This window comes from Aestuariibacter sp. A3R04, assembly GCF_018860805.1.
Lineage (GTDB): Bacteria > Pseudomonadota > Gammaproteobacteria > Enterobacterales > Alteromonadaceae > Alteromonas.
In genome coordinates, this window is record NZ_JAHKQR010000011.1 from 174,867 (window position 1) to 193,711 (window position 18,845).

The 18,845-nt window shown below is 45.6% G+C and carries 14 protein-coding genes; all 14 read left to right on the forward strand.

Annotated elements, in window-relative coordinates; all coding sequences use genetic code 11:
• The first annotated feature begins 1 nt into the window (after position 1).
• A complete protein-coding gene (locus KO518_RS10145; RefSeq protein WP_252736091.1) occupies positions 2–973 on the forward strand; it encodes a glycosyltransferase family 9 protein in 972 nt (323 codons plus the stop codon).
• Positions 966–2,021: a pseudaminic acid synthase gene (pseI, locus tag KO518_RS10150; RefSeq protein WP_216025738.1), complete on the forward strand. Its 1,056-nt coding sequence runs from the start codon at positions 966–968 to the stop codon at positions 2,019–2,021. The genes KO518_RS10145 and pseI overlap by 8 nt, the downstream gene beginning before the upstream one ends.
• Positions 2,018–3,040 (forward strand): UDP-2,4-diacetamido-2,4,6-trideoxy-beta-L-altropyranose hydrolase, encoded by a 1,023-nt coding sequence (gene pseG / locus KO518_RS10155; RefSeq protein WP_216025739.1) that lies wholly within the window; start codon positions 2,018–2,020, stop codon positions 3,038–3,040. Before pseI ends, pseG begins: the two co-directional genes overlap by 4 nt.
• 2 nt (positions 3,041–3,042) lie before the next feature.
• On the forward strand, positions 3,043–3,618 hold the full coding sequence (locus tag KO518_RS10160; RefSeq protein ID WP_216025740.1) for a GNAT family N-acetyltransferase: 576 nt from the start codon (positions 3,043–3,045) through the stop codon (positions 3,616–3,618).
• 18 nt (positions 3,619–3,636) lie between these two features.
• Positions 3,637–3,876 carry an acyl carrier protein gene (locus tag KO518_RS10165; protein ID WP_216025741.1) on the forward strand — a complete coding sequence of 80 codons (240 nt, stop codon included), beginning with the start codon at positions 3,637–3,639 and terminating at the stop codon, positions 3,874–3,876.
• Positions 3,860–4,627 carry an SDR family NAD(P)-dependent oxidoreductase gene (locus KO518_RS10170; RefSeq protein ID WP_216025742.1) on the forward strand — a complete coding sequence of 256 codons (768 nt, stop codon included), beginning with the start codon at positions 3,860–3,862 and terminating at the stop codon, positions 4,625–4,627. Before KO518_RS10165 ends, KO518_RS10170 begins: the two co-directional genes overlap by 17 nt.
• Positions 4,624–5,994 (forward strand): AMP-binding protein, encoded by a 1,371-nt coding sequence (locus KO518_RS10175; protein WP_216025743.1) that lies wholly within the window; start codon positions 4,624–4,626, stop codon positions 5,992–5,994. Before KO518_RS10170 ends, KO518_RS10175 begins: the two co-directional genes overlap by 4 nt.
• Position 5,995: 1 nt before the next feature.
• Positions 5,996–7,090 carry an acyl-protein synthetase gene (locus KO518_RS10180; protein ID WP_216025744.1) on the forward strand — a complete coding sequence of 365 codons (1,095 nt, stop codon included), beginning with the start codon at positions 5,996–5,998 and terminating at the stop codon, positions 7,088–7,090.
• Positions 7,087–8,259, forward strand: a complete 1,173-nt coding sequence (locus tag KO518_RS10185; protein WP_216025745.1) for an acyl-CoA reductase — start codon at positions 7,087–7,089, stop codon at positions 8,257–8,259. The genes KO518_RS10180 and KO518_RS10185 overlap by 4 nt, the downstream gene beginning before the upstream one ends.
• Positions 8,256–9,209: a glycosyltransferase family A protein gene (locus KO518_RS10190; RefSeq protein ID WP_216025746.1), complete on the forward strand. Its 954-nt coding sequence runs from the start codon at positions 8,256–8,258 to the stop codon at positions 9,207–9,209. Before KO518_RS10185 ends, KO518_RS10190 begins: the two co-directional genes overlap by 4 nt.
• On the forward strand, positions 9,209–10,498 hold the full coding sequence (locus KO518_RS10195) for a glycosyltransferase family 2 protein (protein WP_216025747.1): 1,290 nt from the start codon (positions 9,209–9,211) through the stop codon (positions 10,496–10,498). Before KO518_RS10190 ends, KO518_RS10195 begins: the two co-directional genes overlap by 1 nt.
• A 12-nt stretch (positions 10,499–10,510) precedes the next feature.
• Complete coding sequence (locus KO518_RS10200) at positions 10,511–12,805, forward strand: hypothetical protein (RefSeq protein WP_216025748.1); 2,295 nt, start codon at positions 10,511–10,513, stop codon at positions 12,803–12,805.
• Between the two features lie 110 nt (positions 12,806–12,915).
• Positions 12,916–16,488: a 6-hydroxymethylpterin diphosphokinase MptE-like protein gene (locus tag KO518_RS10205; RefSeq protein WP_216025749.1), complete on the forward strand. Its 3,573-nt coding sequence runs from the start codon at positions 12,916–12,918 to the stop codon at positions 16,486–16,488.
• Positions 16,489–16,607: 119 nt separating this feature from the next.
• Positions 16,608–18,836: a bifunctional 2-polyprenyl-6-hydroxyphenol methylase/3-demethylubiquinol 3-O-methyltransferase UbiG gene (locus tag KO518_RS10210; protein WP_216025750.1), complete on the forward strand. Its 2,229-nt coding sequence runs from the start codon at positions 16,608–16,610 to the stop codon at positions 18,834–18,836.
• Positions 18,837–18,845 lie beyond the last annotated feature (9 nt).

Below are 18,845 nucleotides of genomic sequence, written 5' to 3' on the forward strand. Positions count from 1 at the left end.
CATGAAAGAAAAGATACTGATCATTCGGATGCTCGGGCTAGGCGATGTTACGTGCATCGGTATTCCGGCGGTAAGGCATATTCGCAAGCAGTTTCCTCATGCTGAATTACACGCGCTAACCTATGCGGCAGGGGAAGATATTCTCAACCTTGCCGAACCCTCACTAAGGGTCCATGCACTAAAGCATGGTGAGTGGCCAGAAAATATCGTTGATGCCATGCAGACGTTTTTGGGGTTGGCAGAAATTATTCTTGGAGAAGAATATACACAGATTATTAACCTTGATACCTGGTTTATGCCTTGTTTTCTGGCGCGCTTTCTCAAAGATGCAGGCGAGCCTGTAATAGGCAACACAATGAGTATTGGCGTGGCCGAGCTAGTTGATAAATTTCAAAATCAAACACTGTCTGCCGATTATGTGAATACGCCAGCACAGTATATGCAGAGTTCTTGGCTAAGCATGGAACAATGGCACACCACATGGTGGGAATACGGAGAACCTCCCGAACGGGGTTATCCGGAATTTTATTTGCGCCGATGTTGTGGCTTCAGCGCCATAGACATGGATTTTTCTATTCCCGTTGAAGCAGACAAGCGGTTATCTGCAGTTGATCGGCCTGTTGTCGCACTGGCGACAAATGCGAGAACGAAAGAACGACATTACCCCTACGGTGATGCATTGCAAGTGCAGTTGGAAAAGGCAGGTTGTGAGGTATGGACTGGCTTTGATGGGCGTTGTTCTATGGCGCAAACCCTGGCGCAGCTAAAAGCCAGTGCACTGTTAGTTACCGTACCATCGGCTCCACAATGGCTGGCAGCTACTGTGGGAACCCCTTCTTTGGTGATAAGCGGAGAGGTTGATCCGAGAACGCTTATGCCGGATTATGCTACTGACATGTCTGCAGAACCAGTTTCTTCTGAGGCGATAGTCGCTGGCGTGCTGTCTATTCTGGAGGAGCGCAATCATGCATGATGTGAAAATAGGCAACAGAATCATCGGCCATGATGAACCCCCGTTTATTATTGCAGAGCTCAGTGGTAACCACAGTCAGAACTTTGAACTCGCTTGTGCAATGATCGACGCGGCAGCTGAAGCCGGCGCTCATGCTATTAAGTTGCAGACCTACACCGCCGACTCCATGACGCTGGATGTCCAAACTGACGATTTTGTCATCGGGGAAACAGACAGTTTGTGGCACGGTGAGTCGCTTTATGCGCTTTATCAAAAAGCCGCAACCCCGTATCAGTGGCATCAGCCTCTGTTTGAGCGAGCAAACGCACTTGGAATGCTGGCGTTTAGTTCTCCTTTTGACATTGACGCCGTAGATTTTCTCGACAATTTGCAGGTGCCGTGTTTTAAAATCGCGTCTTTTGAGCTCACAGATCTCCCCCTTATTGCACATGCTGCTAGCAAGGGAAAGCCGCTTATCATGTCTACGGGAATGGCCAGTTTGTCTGAAATTGAGCAGGCGGTTCACTGTGCTCGTTCTCACGGTTGTGACGATATTATTCTGTTGAAATGCACAAGTACCTATCCGGCAGACCCCGGGAATACGAACTTGATCACTATTCCAAACATGCGTGAGGCCTTTCATTGTCAGGTAGGGTTAAGTGACCATACCAGCGGAATAGGTGTGTCGGTGGCATCGGTAGCGCTGGGTACTACCGTAATTGAAAAACACTTTGTTCTCGATCGCAGTGCCGGAGGCGTCGATGCCGCTTTTTCACTAGAACCGGCGGAACTCAAGAGCTTGGTGACAGAATCTGAGCGCGCCTGGCAGGCCATGGGGCAGGTGCGATATGGCGGCAGTCACGACGAAGAGAAAGCCAAACAATATCGGCGTTCTATTTATGTGAGCCGGGATGTAGTTGCCGGCGAAGTACTGGATAACAGCAACCTAAAAATCGTGCGGCCGGCATTTGGTCTTGCGCCGAAATATTGGCAGGACGTGGCAGGTGCAACAGCCCGTTGTGCTCTTAAAAAGGGAACGGCGCTGAAATGGGAGCACATTGTACCGTGAGACCATTGCTGTTTAGGGTAAATGTGTCGTCGACAATCGGCATGGGCCACCTTATGCGCTGTCTGGCACTGGCACAAGCTGCAGAAGCCAGTGATATACCCTGCCATTTTGTCGTCGACGTTGGTGGCAAGGCACTGGCAATAGCACGTCAGGACTGGATTTACCCAGTTACAGAAATACCTGCATTGCCTGATAATCAAGCAGGGGAGTGGTTGAGCGGTTTGGCATCAGAAATCCACGCCTGCGCCGTGATAGCGGATGGCTACGACATCAGTGTTGAACAACTGCAGCCTGTGAAGGAAAGCGGTATTCCTTTGGTAGTTATGGATGACGGACAACGCTCATTAGTCGCGCAGGCGTCACTAATTGTAAATAGCACAACCAGCGCGCTTGATGAAAAGTACATGCACATCAACCCTCGCGCAACTGTGTGTTCTGGCTCGCAGTACCGATTAATGAGAAGGGAGTTTCAGCAAGGCGCGAATATACCCTTTGAACGGCGCCATGGTATAGCACTTTGTATTGGTGGCAGCGATCCCAAAGGCTTGACTGTTCCACTTATAAGCGCGCTGAGTGAGACCCTGGCCGATGTACCTATACGGGTTATAACCGGCGCGGCCTTCAAGGGGTTACAGGAACTGCAAGGGGCAATAAAAGCCAGTGCCTTACCCATCCAACACATTCACAATTGCCAGGATATGGCTGATGTATGGCGTCACTGTAAGCTGGCCATTAGTGCCGCAGGAGGAAGTCAATTTGAACTTGGCGTATGTGAAACGCCCTCCATTTTGCTCATGGTCGCTGAAAATCAACGCATGGCAACAGCGCATGTTGTTGATGAGGGGTGGTGTGAGGCGTTTGATTGCACTGCCCGCGCACCCGTTTATGATATCGCCAAGAGAGTGAAAACGCTGTGGCAAAATCCCGGGCAACTCGCCCAAATGCACGATGCGTTAGCGGGCCGATACCGTGCAGATGGTGCTGAACGGCTATTAAATGCCATCGCTGAGGTGATTTGACAGTGAAACAATCATTGCCGGTGAGTACGCCTGAACTTTCCGCCTATCAGGTTCTTTTACGCCCCATCAAAGAAAGTGATTTGGCCTTGCTCCGCGGTTGGCGAAACAGTGATTTTGTACGTGAGAAAATGGTAACCACGTCATTGATTTCAGAGGAGCAACAGTACGCTTGGTTCAAGAAGATTTGCCATGATCACACCCAAATGCATTGGTTGATTGAATATCGCGGCAAACCTATCGGTGCCACAAACGTGAAAGTACCGGTAACCGGAGAGACGGTTAATACGGCAACCACGTTAGAGCCGGGTTTGTATATCGGTGAACCAAAATATCAGGGTAATATACTGGCATTTGCACCAACGTTAGCGCTATACGATTATTGTTTCAAATATATGAAGGTAGATAAGTTCCGGGCAGCCGTTAAATCGACCAATGTTGCTGCGTTGAAATACAACCAGCAATTGGGGTATCAAATCAGCAGTCGTGATGATTTTATACACTTGTGCTTGCAAAAAGAGGCCTATGAACGGCAAACTGTGACTTTAAAGTCATTCTTGTCGCGTTTGCGCAAGTCTTAGTCAATTAAGAGGTTTTTTGTGGACAATCAGCAAAAACTCGTTCAATCGTTTGTTCAGGCTTTAGGGGTAGAAGAAGGTCAGGTGACGGATCAACTCACTTACAATACTATTAAAGAGTGGGATTCAACTGCTCATATGATCCTGATTTCAGAAATTGAGAACACATTCGATGTGATGTTAGATACGGACGACATCATCGACATGAGTACGGTAGCGAAAGCGAAAGAAATACTGGCAAACTATGACATCTCCTTCTGAATCTATTGTTCTTAAAGGTGGTTCTGTCTTGGTCACTGGAGCAACTGGTGACATAGGGCGCGCTATTGTGACCGAGTGCGTGCAGGCTGGTGCTGCGGTATTTGCGGCTGGCAGGAACGATGAGAAACTGGACGCTTTGGTTCATCAGTTCGAAAAGCGCGTTACGCCCCTCAATTACGACGTTACCGATGAAAAAGCGGTAAAAGAAGCCTTCAGACACATTCAGAAACACCAGAATCAATCGAATGTCGGGCCTTTGATGGGGCTGGTGAATTGCGCGGGGATCATGGAGGAAGCGGCGTTGTCAGTTAACACCATGGACGGACTTAAAAATCAGTTGAATGTTAACTTCCTCGCACCATATCAGCACATGCAACTGGCCAGCAGGCTCATGGCGCGACACCGTCATGGCAGTATCGTCAACATCGTTTCCCAGGTGGGAGAGTTGGGGGCAAATGGCATGAGCGCTTATGGGGCTAGCAAAGCTGCATTAACTGGCGCCACAAAATCGCTGGCAAAAGAGCTTGCGGCCATTGGTATTCGCGTCAACGCCATTGCGCCAGGGTTTGTCGATACCGAGTTAACCCGTCATTTTGAACCCGAAGCCAGAGCGAAAATTGAAGACCGCATAGCGATGAAACGGGTAGGGCGCGCTGGAGATGTGGCCCGGGCTGTAGTGTTCTTGCTGTCTCGTCAATCTGCTTACACAACCGGGCATGTACTGCCTGTGGATGGGCTTTTCTGCCCGTGAGTACAGTGTTCTGGCGAACTATCGAAAAACACGAATCACATCAAAAAGCGCTGATCACTGACGCTTCCTCATTGACTTACCGCGAACTTTGTCAGCAGGTAGCGCGTTGGGAAACGCGCTTGAATCAAGTGTTACCTCAGCGAGGTTTAGTCGCACTTCGCATGGGCAATACGCCGGCAGCCATTTGTGCCTATCTCGCGTGTTTACGCCTGACTTACCCGGTCATTCTTTATTCCCCTGCGTTGTCAGAAGCAGGGAAGGCCCAAATGCGTCTTGCATTGTCGCCGGCGCTTCTTATCGATGGCGAAGAGATAACGGTATGGCAAAGTGGTCAGTATCACCTTGATGAAAATCTCGCGGTCATCCTGACGACTTCAGGCTCCACCGGTGGCGGGAAATACGTAGCGCTGTCTTACGACAACCTGAGAGCGAATACGAATTCAATCATTGACTATTTGCCTATGATCGCCTCGGACGTAGCATTGCTTACCTTGCCTTTGTCATATTCATATGGGCTTTCGGTACTCAACACACATCTAGAAGCTGGAGCTTCCATTCACTTGACCACGATGACCATTTTGGACAAAGGGTTTTGGCAACTACTTGAAACTGCGTCCATCACGTCGTTGTCAGGGGTGCCGTCATTTTATGAGATGTTAATCCGGTTGCGCTTTACAAACCGTGCGCTACCTCAGTTGCGCTATTTTACTCAGGCCGGGGGCAAGCTGGCTGGTACGCATGTTAAAACATTGAGTGATTATGCCGATAAGTACAATAAGCAATTTTTTGTAATGTATGGGCAGACAGAGGCAACCGCACGAATGAGCTACTTATCTCCAGACAGGGTATCTGATAAACCAGACTCTATCGGTCGGCCCGTTCCTGGTGGTGCTTTTTTGTTAGTGGATGACAACGGGGAGCTGATCGAAAGTGCGGGCGTTGATGGCGAGCTTGTTTATCAGGGCCCAAATACCATGCTTGGTTATGTGGCCAGCGCTTCTGAATTGGGGACTTTTACGCCGGAGTCTCGTCTCTATACTGGCGATGTGGCTCGCCGTGATGAAGATGGAGACTACTATATTTCCGGCCGCAAAAAGCGATTTGTCAAGCTTTTCGGTGAACGGTTGAGTTTAGACGGGTTGGAAAACCTGTTTGAAGAAAAGGGGTTTAGTGTCAAAGTTGCAGGTCAGGACGATTTTATCGTGGTAGCTTGCCATCCGTCAGATGAGGCTGAGGTAATTAACCAATTAGGTAAAATAGTAACGTGTCCGCCAAAAGCAAGGTGCGTCATCGGTATCGGGCAGTGGCCATTGTTGGCAAATGGCAAAACAGATTACGCGTCAATATTGAAAATGGCGGCTTCGTGAGATGACGGATTATGCGTTAACGCACTACGAAGTATTGTTTGCTGACTATGCCTCGCAGCCAGTGTTTGGATTTTGTCAGCAAGACAAATCCCAGCGTCTGCGTGCAATACTAGAAGAATTACACCGATATCACTTGAGTCATTGTCCGGCTTATCACGCTTTGTTCGCCAATATGCCTGTTTCTTTTGACGATGAAGATCAGTTGCCCTTTTTGGCAGTGCGTTTATTCAAGCTTATGGATTTACTCAGCGTACCGAAAGACGCCGTATTTCGTGAGCTCCGCTCATCAGGAACAACGGGTCAAACGCCAGCCAGAATTTCTCTAGATCGGCAAACCAGTGCAAGGCAGAGCCGTGCGCTTGTCAGCATCATGCAATCATTTATTGGCAAGCAACGTTTGCCAATGCTCATCATCGATTCGCCTGATGTACTTAAAAAACCTCACCTTTCTGCCAGGGGGGCAGGGATTCAGGGGATGGCCTTTTTCGGTCGCGAGCACACCTATGCACTAAACTCAGACATGAGTTTAAATGTCGATGCTGTGCGAGATTTTGCGAATAAAAACCGGGGCAAGCCGGTATTGTTGTTTGGTTTTACCTTCATGGTGTGGCTGAACTTTGTGAAGGCCCTCGAACACACTGGCGATTCTCTGGATTTTAGTCAGGGGGTGTTAATTCACAGTGGTGGCTGGAAAAAGCTCTCAGATCAACAGGTCAATAATGATACGTTTAAGAAAAGGCTGACATCAGTTACCGGGATAACGCGCATCCACAACTTTTACGGCATGGCTGAACAGGTAGGCAGTGTGTTTGTTGAGTGTGAACATGGCCACCTGCACGCCCCTTCCCTGGCGGATGTTATCGTGCGTTGTCCCTATTCCCTAGTGCCTTTGCCTTTTGGGAAAACGGGGTTAATACAGGTGATTTCTGCCATTCCCACCAGCTATCCGGGCTTTAGTATTCTTACCGAAGACATGGGGACGCTATTAGGAGAAGATGATTGTGCATGTGGTAGAAAAGGCCGCTATTTCAGTATTGCAGGTAGGTTACCTAAAACTGAAATGCGCGGCTGCAGTGATACAGCGGGGCAATCATGACTATTCAACAGATCTTGCCTTTTGAATCCGCAGTTAACGCAGACTCGTTACCCGCGTTAACTGCTAGTAACGGCAGTGCCGGTGAAGAAATGGTACTGGCGTTTATAGAAACATTCTCCAAAGCGCTGCTAAAGCAGCCCGAAAGCAGAGCACTACCTGAGTTGGTTGCGCTGGGGTTTTGGTTGCGTCGCGCCAACATCCAGCAAGTACTAAGTACGTTGGCAGTGGGCGAACATAAGCCGCTCGGTCTTGTGGTGCATTATACACCTGCCAATGTGGATACCATGTTTGTATACAGCTGGATTTGCGCTTTGCTAATGGGAAATCGAAACATTGTGCGTTTGTCCAGTCGTGAAGGTCATACTCAAGGGGTATTGGTGAAGGTGATGAGATCTGTCATGCAGCTACCCGAATACCAAGATGTGGCGGCCGCAAATCAGTTTGTGCGCTTTGAAAGGGAGCACGCTGACAACGCTTGTATCAGTTTACTGGCCGATGCCAGGGTACTTTGGGGGGGCGATGACAGCGTTAGTGCGATCAGGGCCCTGCCATGTAAGCCGCGGTGCCGGGACATCAGTTTTGCCGACCGCTATTCTGCCTCTTACATTGATTTCAATGGCGTAACTGACATTCGACAAACAGCAGAGTTATTTTGGCGCGAGTGTGAACCTTTTGAACAACAGGCATGTTCGTCTCCCCGCATACTGTTCTGGCGGGGTAACAGTGAACATTGGGATGCATTCACTAATGAGTTGTCTTCAATCACGAGAAACGCTGCGCCGTCGTTAACGCGAAGAAACGAGCAGCTCATATACAGCCAGTGGTGTCAGGCTAATGGACTAGTCAGTGCCAGTGAACAAGCCGGTTCGTTGAACCTTGCGCATGTGGAAACGTGGAAACCGGATTTACTAGCCCGTCATACGGGCCAGTATTCCGTGTGCTGTAAAGCCGTAATAAACGCGAGAGAGTTACTTCAGTACGACGACCCGCGGTGGCAAACTCTCTCCTACGCGGGGGTGAGTAAAGACTCACTTTTCAAGATTTTTGCTCACGCGCCGATAGCTGGAATAGACAGAGTTGTTCCTCTGGGCAATGCGTTAGCATTTTCTTCTCAGTGGGATGGCTATGAATTATTGAGTCAATTAGCGCGACGTGTGGTATTCGAATGAAGTTATCGGTGATTGTGCCTGCTTATAATCTGGAAAAGTACATAGGCGAGTGTTTGCGTTCGGTTCTGGAACAGACCGTCAATGCTCCGTTTGAAGTGATTGTTTGCGATGATGCGTCCACTGATAGTACGGCAGATATTATTCGTGGGTTGTCTAAGGAGTTTGCTCAGCTTAAACCCATACTTAAAACGCAAAATGGCGGGTTGGCAAATAACATGCGCACCTTACTTGAGGCTGCTACCGGCGATTACATTGCTTATCTCGACGGCGATGATGTGGCGCTGCCGGGCAAATTACAAACACAAATTGATTACCTTGATACCCACGAAGACTGCCAAATGGTGTTTCACGAATCAGATATGTTCGATTCGGACACCAATGAAACGATGCGTTTATATAGCCAGTCTTCCTACAACTGGTCCTATATTCCTCAGCGCTCTGACATCACCCATCTCATCCGATACGGCACGTACTTACAGGCAAGTAGTGTGATGTTTCGTCGCCATGCTTGGTTAACAGAAACCGTGGCGCAAGAATGCAAAATCATACTGGACTACCCGTTTTATATTTTAAACGCAGGTTACCTGAACGCGAATATCGATTTTATTCCAAACGTACTTGGGCGTTATCGCATTCACCAGGACAGTTTTGGCGCGCAAACTCAGCGCAGTACGGCACGCAGGGAGCAAAGTCTGGCAGATATTTGTCATGCCTGTGAGCTGGCCGCGCAATTTGGTGTAGATGAAAACGCTATAAAGGCAGGCATTGCTCATCATCAGTATGCCGCTGCCCTGTATTTTTTGTTTCGTGGCAACACAACCAGATTTCAACAGTGGATAACCGAATCTGCCAGCCAGGGATATTTTTTTGATGAAAAGCATCGAACGGTATATGAAAACCGCCATGATCCAGAGCAAATAAAAGCCTGGCTGGAACGCGAGGGGGCATAGTGAAACCGTCTCTGGCTGTAGTGATATGTAATTACAATAAAATCGAATACCTTAAAGGCTGCCTCGATTCCCTTTGGGTAAGTAAAAAAAATTGGCCTGCCATGAAAGTATTCGTTGTCGACAATGCCTCACAAGACGGTAGTCAGAAAATGGTTCAAACTGATTACGCTGATTGGGTGGAGCTTATAGCTCTGGACACCAACACCGGAGGCGCGGGAGGCTTTTCCCGTGGTATGCAAGCTGCTGTGGCGTCCCAATGCGAGTATACCGCTTTACTCGACAACGACATTCTGCTTGACGACGACACCCTGCAAACTTTGGTTTCCTATCTACAAACGCAACCAGCAGTTGGGGTGGCTGGCGCTAAAATTTGTACCATGGATAATCCAGACGTCTTGCAAGAACTCGGTGCGTTTATAGACTGGGAAAATTACAACGTCAGTACGCCATTAAAAGGGCAAAGAGACACGCTTAGCTTGCCAGCCACAGTGGTGTGCGACTATGTGCCCGCGTGTTGTATGGTGACTCGAACCGAGATTGTCCGGCAGGTGGGCACCTTTGATGAAGCGCACTTTATTTATTGGGATGACATGGACTGGTGTACGCGGGTAAAACGGGCTGGTCACGAGATTCACGCCATCAGTAAGGCGAGAGTCAGACACAAAATGGGGGCGGTGAATACCACTAATACCTTCAGTAACTACTATTTTGAACGTAACAGACTGCGTTTTTTTGCCAAGTATTTGTCACAGCCGAAATTTGAAGATCTGGCAAAGCACCGTTGCCATGAGCTGGCTCAACAAGCTTTTTTTTCTGCCAGAAAAGGGGTACAGGCGCAAGCAATAAGTGCGCAGCTTGCCATTCTCGATTTTGCTGCGGGTCGTTGGTTTGCCCAGCCCGAAGCTATTCTCGAAAAAGGGCAACATAGCTTTAAAGAGTATTTGCCTGATACAGATGCTTACCGCGTTCACAGTCACGACAACGAATTGTTAATGCGTATTTCTGCAGTACTCGAAGACGCAGGGGGGCCAGTAGTAGTCGGGAGTGATACAGAAGGAGAGGTTATAGGTAGAGTTCTCAAACTTGAGGTTTGTGAGCATATCCTATCTGCAAAGAGCAGTAGTGACGCCATTATCGATCGATACCTCAATGCATGTATGGTAAGCGATTTACCCGCCCTGAAAGCAGATTACCAATGTTTTGAACGCGTGTTTGAGCGCGTGGAAACGCCCGTGTTTTACCGCCAGATGATGACAGGCTATTCGAAATTACGCCGAGAAACCCAGTAAGAAGAGGAAGTAATGACAATCTATCAACGTATTATTGATATTGTTAATGAACGAAAGCTCAGTACTGTAACGTTTGACGTATTCGATACGCTTGTTTTTAGACATGTAAATTACCCAACTGCATTATTTGAAAAAATAGTCGCGTCGGTCCCAGCCTTAGAAGGCATTCCGGGTGAAGACTACAGGATACTAAGAGAGCAAGCAGAAAGAGCAGCAAGAGGATTGGCGTCAGATGCAGAAGAAGTGACCCTGGAAGAGATATTTCAGTGCTTGCCCTTTGATGAACAGACTCGTCACGCTTTATTGGATGCTGAGCTCGCTGCGGAAAATTCATACAGTATGCTTAATCAGGCATTGTGTAACGTCATTGAAACCTTGATTGATCAAGGTGTAACGGTGGCGTTGATTTCAGATATGTATTTATCTGCCAAGCAAATTACTGATACCTTTCTTTCTTCCTCTGAAAACTTGTGTCGGTTACCCTTGTTTGTTTCATCTGAGTATAAAAAAACCAAACACAGCGGCAACCTGTTTCGCTTGCTAGCGGAGCAACAGGGATGGTCTTACCAAAAATGGTTGCACATTGGTGACAACGACAAAGCCGATGTCGGGTCTCCGGGTATGCTCGGAATCAATACGTTGCATTTTCATCCATTACTGGATGCGAACCACATTAGTGCTATGGAAGTTCAACAATATCACGCCGCGTCGTGCTCTTCTGCCACCAGATTGCTCGCATCGTTGCAGAGTAACGGACAATCTCGCGAAGAGAGTGTGGCATTTGAATTGGGGGCATTTGTGTGGGGGCCAGTGTTTGATGCATTCGCAAACTGGGTAATACAGCAAAGTAAACTGACAGGATGTAAGCATATTCTTTGTCTGATGCGTGAAGGCTATTTATTCACACCTTTAATTGAGAAAAAATTGGCCTTAATGGGACAGACGGACCTCTCCGTGTCTGCGTTTTATGTGTCGAGAAAGTCAGCATTTTGGCCAGGTATTGATACTTCCCAACCTCAATGGCTGGAGAACGTCATGGACACTTTGATGATGTATAGAGGGTACTCGCTGAGCAACTTTATACGAGACTTTCAATTGTCCGAAGACATACTCTCTTCATTTAGCAGCGATCTGGAACTCAAGAACATTGAAGGCTTATTTGTAGAGGGTGAGTCATTGTATGCACGCTTGTACAGAGAGGCAAAAGCCAATTCGGAGTACCTGAAAAATAAAATCCGACGACAAAAATCATTGCTTATGTCTTATTTGGAACAGGAAACGCAAGTGCGTTATTCACAATGCGCAGTGGTTGACTTTGGCAATGGAGGAACTATTCAGCACAGCCTTGAAAATATTTTCGCGGAATCTGCAGGGGCAAATTTGCTTTTTTACGCTTCTCTTCGAGCGTATCGTTTCGTAAGCCAAACATATTATCGGGCGTTTATTTCTGAGGGGACAGAGCGTTTTAGTCTGAGCAAAAATCTTTCGCGATCACCTGAGTGTATTGAAGCACTATTGTTGGGAGATAAAGGTTCAACACTGAGTTATGAACGATACAAGGGTAGCGTTGAACCAGTATTGGCAGAGGGAATACCCGCGAATAAAGCTATTTGCGAACAATTCTTGGCTGGCTGTCTTACTTTTTTGCAGACTGCCTATGACCACAATCAGCCGGTGTTAAATGGAGTTACAAGCCAAGCTGTTGTGTCGCGTTATCTCATGATGCCAACGGCTGACGAGGCGGGCTTATTTACCAAGCTTTATCATCAGGATAACTTTGGCACTGACGGCGAATACCCCATCATTGACGATAAACAGGTGGAAAAAGTCAAGCAACACGGATTGGAAACAACGCTTTTCAATGTATTGGGGAACCGAGGATGGGAATTGGGCATAATTCACTGGCCAGCAGGAGTGATTGCCATTGTAGACGATGCATTTATTCCCCGTTCTTTGGGGCTGCTCGCAAATGATAACAAGTATTACATTCGAGTGTTACTTGATAAATTGCAGGCATTAGGCTGGACTTCGATAAGTGTGTATGGTGCCGGTGAGTTCTTTCGTGAAATGTTACCCTTTTTTAATGCTCACGGTATTCAAGTGCTACATGTGGTCGATCGCAAGGCCGAGACTGGCGAAGTTTTCTCAGTTGCAGAGTATTCAGTGATCACGCTTGAAGACGCCCTTCAGCGTGGAGCGAACCGCTTTGTTATCTCATCGTATGCATTTAGAGAAGAAATTGTAAGCCGGATAAACCAGGCGGCTACGAAGAAATATTTGAATGACATTCAGATGATCAGTGTATAGTTTTTTGTGCTAAAAAACTGATTTATTAGTGTTTTCTTTCTAAGTGCAATACACTTTAACTCGGTGTAGTTAGAACTATATCGACTTGTTTGAACCGCAGGAAATGATGCATGCTTAAAGATGTCAGAATTCATCTCGACAGAGATGATGAGCAGCAAAGTGCCCACGAAAGAGTACTTGCTCAACGGATCATGAAAAACTTACGCCGAAATGAAGCGGCATTTAAAGCGTTTATTCCGTCATTGGTACCTGTAGTAAAACAAGCGAAAAGCCAAAATATTTCTGTTTTTGCAAACAAATTCGGTGAACTGAATATTGTTGATTATGGTAACGGGCGAACGTTCTATGGTCTTCATCCTGCACAAGAAATTCGCGCCCAATACGAGCAGAAAAAGCAAAACTGCACATATACCTCTTTTTTTGAGGCTAAGGCAGAACTTACAGAGCCCGACACGCTTTTGTCTTTAAACGATTTACCTGTTTATAAGGAAGTACTCTCCCAGCCAGAGCTGCCTGAAGCTATCGACGTGTTAGTGGTGTTGGGTATCGGCCTAGGTGAACACATTCGGCTACTGATAGAAAATCATGCCATAAAGCATCTGATTATTTACGAACCTGAAGTGCAACTTTTTCAATGTTCAGTTCTGGGTATGAACTGGCATCCCGTTCTTAGCCTGGCGCAGAAAAAAGAGACGCGAATTTATTTTCAGTTGGATAGCGACGGAAACACTCTTGTGAACGATATAAATGAATTGTCTGGGCATCATCAGTTTGAGGGGTTCTACTTATATCGCCATTACAATCAAAAAGTGTTCAACTGTCTGGAAAATGGATTACTGACAACCAGTTGGAATATCTTTAGCAAAAATGGGCTTGCCGCTTATTTGCAAAAAAATAGAGACGATACATTAACGGCGTGGCAACCCAGCGTACCGCTGAATGATTATGAATTACTAACGGATACTAATTCGAAGTTCAAACAAAATATCAAGGCTTTTGAACATTACTTTCCAGATATAGCAAAGGAGTTTTCTGATTTCATACCAAAGTACTGGCTGCCAGTAACGGATAAGCAAAGCAACGTCAATGTCCTCAGTCGTTTTTCGTTGACTGCGTGGTACAGTACTACCCCTAATACTGACGCGAAATACAATCTGGCGAATTTCGCTCGTTATCCGAACAAGGACGGATTAGTACTAGGGTACGAAGGACAGAAACTCAAAGATTATTTGCACTTTCAATTTGTAAAGAAAGCACAGAAATTATTCGAAGATACAGAAGAAAAAGCTGGTGAGTTGCCTCAAACGATAAAATCCATAATTGTCTTTGGGATAGGGCCACAACTGTCGTTGTTGATGGATGCATATAATGTTGAAAAACTATTTATCTGTGAGCCTAATAAGGAACTCTTCTATGCTTCGCTATTTTTCTTAGACTGGTCGAGCTTGCTCAAGAATATAGATGACAACAAAGGGCGACTTTATATTAATGTCGGAGATGATGGCACTAATTTATTTAAGGACCTCATTAATCAGTTTTATTCGGTAGGACCGTATATTTTAGCCAGTACTTATTTCTACCAAACGTATCACAACGACGCCTTAGCCAGCACTATTAGTCAATTGCGTGAGCAATTGCAGGTAGTGATCGCCATGGGGGAGAACTTCGATCATGCTCGCCATGGTATCGCACATACCAGAGAAACCATTAAGCGCCGATATCCACTACTAGAAAAAAAACCGAAAGATAAACTGGCTATTCTCGATAGAGAAGTGCCGGTGTTTATTGTTGGTAATGGACCATCATTGGATGCCTCTATGTCCGCCATTAAAGAGTGGCAGCAAAACGCAATTATTATCTCTTGTGGTACAGCCTTAATGCCACTGTATAAGAATGGGGTTGTGCCCGATTTTCATGCCGAAATTGAACAGAATCGCTCAACGTTTGACTGGTGCAGTAGAGTGGGCGATTTCGAATATCTTAAAAAAATAAACTTGCTTTCCTGCAATGGTATTCACCCCGATACATGTGATTTATTTAACAATACATACCTCGCATTTAAAGAAGGTGAGTCGTCGACAGTGTCTGCATTGCAGATCCTTGGGCGGGACAATTATGAAGAGCTGCAATTTGCTTTTCCAACAGTATCGAATTTTGTGATCAACATTATCACGTTGATTGGCTTTGAACAGTTGTATTTGTTTGGTGTGGACCTTGGCTTTATCAATCAGAAAAAGCACCACTCGTCACAGTCGGGTTACTACGATGCCAAAGGTGAAGAAAAATACAACTATCAGAAAGAAAACAATACTGGCTTAGTGGTTCCTGGTAACTTCGAGAAATTTGTCTATACCAAATACGAATTTAAAGTTTCCAAAATTATCATAGAGCGATCTTTGGCTCAGTCTAATGCTGATTGCTTCAATACCAGCAACGGAGCCAAAATTGTGGGAAGTGTACCGCTTCCTGTTGATTATATTTTAATTTCATCTTCCTGTGAGCAAAAACGTAAGACTCTCGATTTGTTAACGACGGAGGTATTTCGACCTATTGAGAGCGGTGAAACTTACGACAAGCAGTTTTTTGCGCATTTTGACAATGACATCCTCAATCAAGAGTTAAATCGGTTTGAAGAACTAGTTAGAACACCTTTTTCCAAAGTATCAGACGTGGAGCGCCTGACCGATAAGCAGAAAGAAATGTTGTTAGCTTCTTATACCCGCGGACAGTCACTGTTATTTTATTATCTCTACGGTACCGTCAATTATGCCAATTCTATGCTGAGCAAAATGATGTATGCGTCTCTTCCAGAGAAAAAGCTCTTAGCGATATTAAATGACATGAGGGAGTTGTGGAAAGACACCCTGGTACAGATTGCTTGTAAGATTACTGCTGAGCCCTATCAGTTTGATATAGTTTCCAGTTTTTCCTACGAAAGAGAACTGGTATACCTTAAGCAGAATCTGGCGAATAAACAGTTTGCCTCTCTACTTGCGCCGATTGAGACAGAAAAACTGGACATCTTAGTGCACAAGTTCGCTAAAAAAGAAGCACTACCTGTCATTTCACGGCCTACACAAAATACTGACATTATCATCATCAATGACGACGATGATAGTGAAGCCAGCGCGCTTTACGCCACTTTTGATTCACTGGTTGTCGTACAATCTAGTGTTCAGAAACGTCTTGCTGATCTTCAACGTCGGTATCCTGGCCATTCGACAGTCGTTTATCTTCCTCCTGCATTGTCTTTACCACAAGAAGCGACGCGCTATCTGGCAGGTGAGGCTGTTCTAGCACATGATTATATTAATTTGATGTCGACAATAAAGGCGGCAATAACTGGTCGCTACGCGAAAGCTATTATTCCAAAGTACCTTGCGGTTGAACAGGGTAACGCAATGTCGTCTTTTACGGAAAGCTACGGAAAAGCGATTCTCAAAGCCATAGGAAAACAAACAGTTATGATCGAATACCCGACCTATTGGCTGATACCTCGGAAAGATGTGTCGTTTTCGAGGCTAGTCGATAGCTTAGGTAATTGTGGTGTCGTGCATAAGTCGATGCCTTTGGCCAGACATTTCGTGCTGCATCTGGTGAGCAAAGACGATGCTGAAAGACAAATCCGAGAATATATTCCTAAGTGGTGGACATTTGGTCCGCCGAAGAAAGTCAGCACCTAGGAAGAATAACGCTGAATTGTGGAATAAGTATAAATTAAAGCGTGGCAAATCGTGGCCGATAACAGTTGAAGATTCGCGGGCTGTAAGCACCTAAAACTTATTGATACTTGAGGGCTTTTATGAGTTTTATCGTCGAGAAGACATTTCTAAAAAACATTGGTACGCCACTTAGTCCTGCGTTGGTATTTACTGAAAGCGAGCTTCAGGACGTGATTTCTTATGAGCCTGAAACACTGGTAACAATAGTTGATACGGCAACCCTGTATGAGGGGCATTTGTTATGCAATGTTGAGCAGCTAGATGTTTTTTTTGAGTGCTTAAACAAAGTTTATCGTTATCGTGAACATCAAGAGCTTTTGGTTACCGTTATTGCTCTTTCAAATGTTGTAGTAAATCAGCGTGATGTTGAACATCAAATGTTTCAACAGGGCTTTCACGTTGCGGGAAACACATGGTTACAAAGGCATTATTCCAATCAGGACGGTGCTAAATTTTATACTACAACGACATTTCGCAAAGTCAGGCAGTCTGGCCATTTCCTTACTGATATGGGGGCGTTACTCACAGAACGGGATCTACATATGGACATGCTCAGGGAGTGTTCCGGCAGATCAGATGCCCATGTGTACCGTTATGTATTTGCCAGTCGTTATATTCGACTGAACGATAATGTTCTAGACTGCGCTTGTGGTTTAGGCTATGGCAGTTACATTTTATCAACCTCAGGAAAAGCTGGGCAAGTACTAGGGGTTGATATTTGTGAGAACAGTATCTCTTATGCTAACGACGTATACAGTAATGCGAATTTGACATACAAAACTCTCAATATTGATGAATTTGAACAGGTAGGTTTGGGACAATATGACCTGATTACGTCTTTTGAAACAATTGAACATGTCGTGGACTATCACGCTTTTTTCCGTTTGTGTTTGCGCAACTTAAAGCCAGATGGACGACTGATCGCCAGCGTACCTTATATGTGGGTGGACGAAACTGGAAAAGATCCAAATCCCTTTCATTTTCATGAGTTTGACTGGGCCAAATTCAGTGCGTTGTTCGCTGAGTATGGATTTATCATTGAAGCTAGGAATCATCAAACCGCCCCCGGTGGATTTAAATTAACAAGTGTTGGCCGAGAGTTTGACTCTGTGGCTATTAGTGAGGGTGAAATAGACACCGAATGGCTGGTGGTTGTGGCTACGCCAGACTTGTCTCACCCTCTGTGGCAGGTGCGATGTAAGGAACCTTATTCTAATCCAGAATATAAAAACGACGCGCTGCCCCTCTATGTTGATTTTAATAGAGGATATGAAAACCCATGGCTCCACCGACAAATTGTTCAGATTGGCCAACGAATAGAAAATGCTCAGGTAAGATATGACTACGCTGAAAAGTTGCTCAAAAATGGTAGTGGCGATGTACTGATGTTGAAAACGGTTCAGGGTTATACCGATATCCAGAGCCAAGCCTGGGAGCATGATGTTAGCCTGTTGATTGATAGTTTTGACCTTGAACAAGGAACGGTGAATCCATTCTTACTTCGTTGGTTTGTTTCGTTAACCTTTCTCTATGCAAACACGCAATTTAAACAGGGTAATTGGCAGTCTGCACGAAGATATTTTGGTTTAATTATCGACGTTGATACGAACCTGTTTTGTCCAGTGTTATCGATCAAAGTTATTGAAAGCTATTATTATTTAGCGAAACTTGATTTATTTGTCAGCGATATAAAAAATGCAAAGTCTAATCTCATAAAAGGGAAACAAGCTATTTTTCAATCTATAAATGCTTTCAAAAAGAGCGTTCAACGGGATGAAGATAGAGTCGCCGGTTTTCTTTGGCCGGAAATGGCCGATATTTTTGATGCTGGGGCATTGTTAAACGGCGTTGAAATACTACTCAGCGAAGGTTTGTCCATCGAAGAGGTACTGTCAAAGGCGAAAAATCTGGAGATGAACAAACGCTTTGGACTTTTTAATGTCGTTGAAGCTAATAAAGAACTTATTCGCACTAGTGACATAGAAGATATGGCACTGGTTGCCATGTCTGTTGTTAACAAGCTTGCCGCCAAGGTTATCGCAACGGGCATCAAATGCGATATTTGTATTTGGGGAACCGGCGTGGTTGCTAGAAAGCTCTATAATAAACTTTTAGAGTCAGGCATCGATATTGTCGCGTTCATCGATTCTAATGCTGTGGCCGGTGAGCTGTGTGTGGATAAACCTGTTTGGTTACCTGAAGAAGATGTACTTGCTGCTGTAAAGGTAATTTGTATTACCTCTGTAGGTTCATCAGACATAATCGCCCAACAAGTACCTAAAAATACGACATGTATTTATATGAGTTAAAGCTGCTTG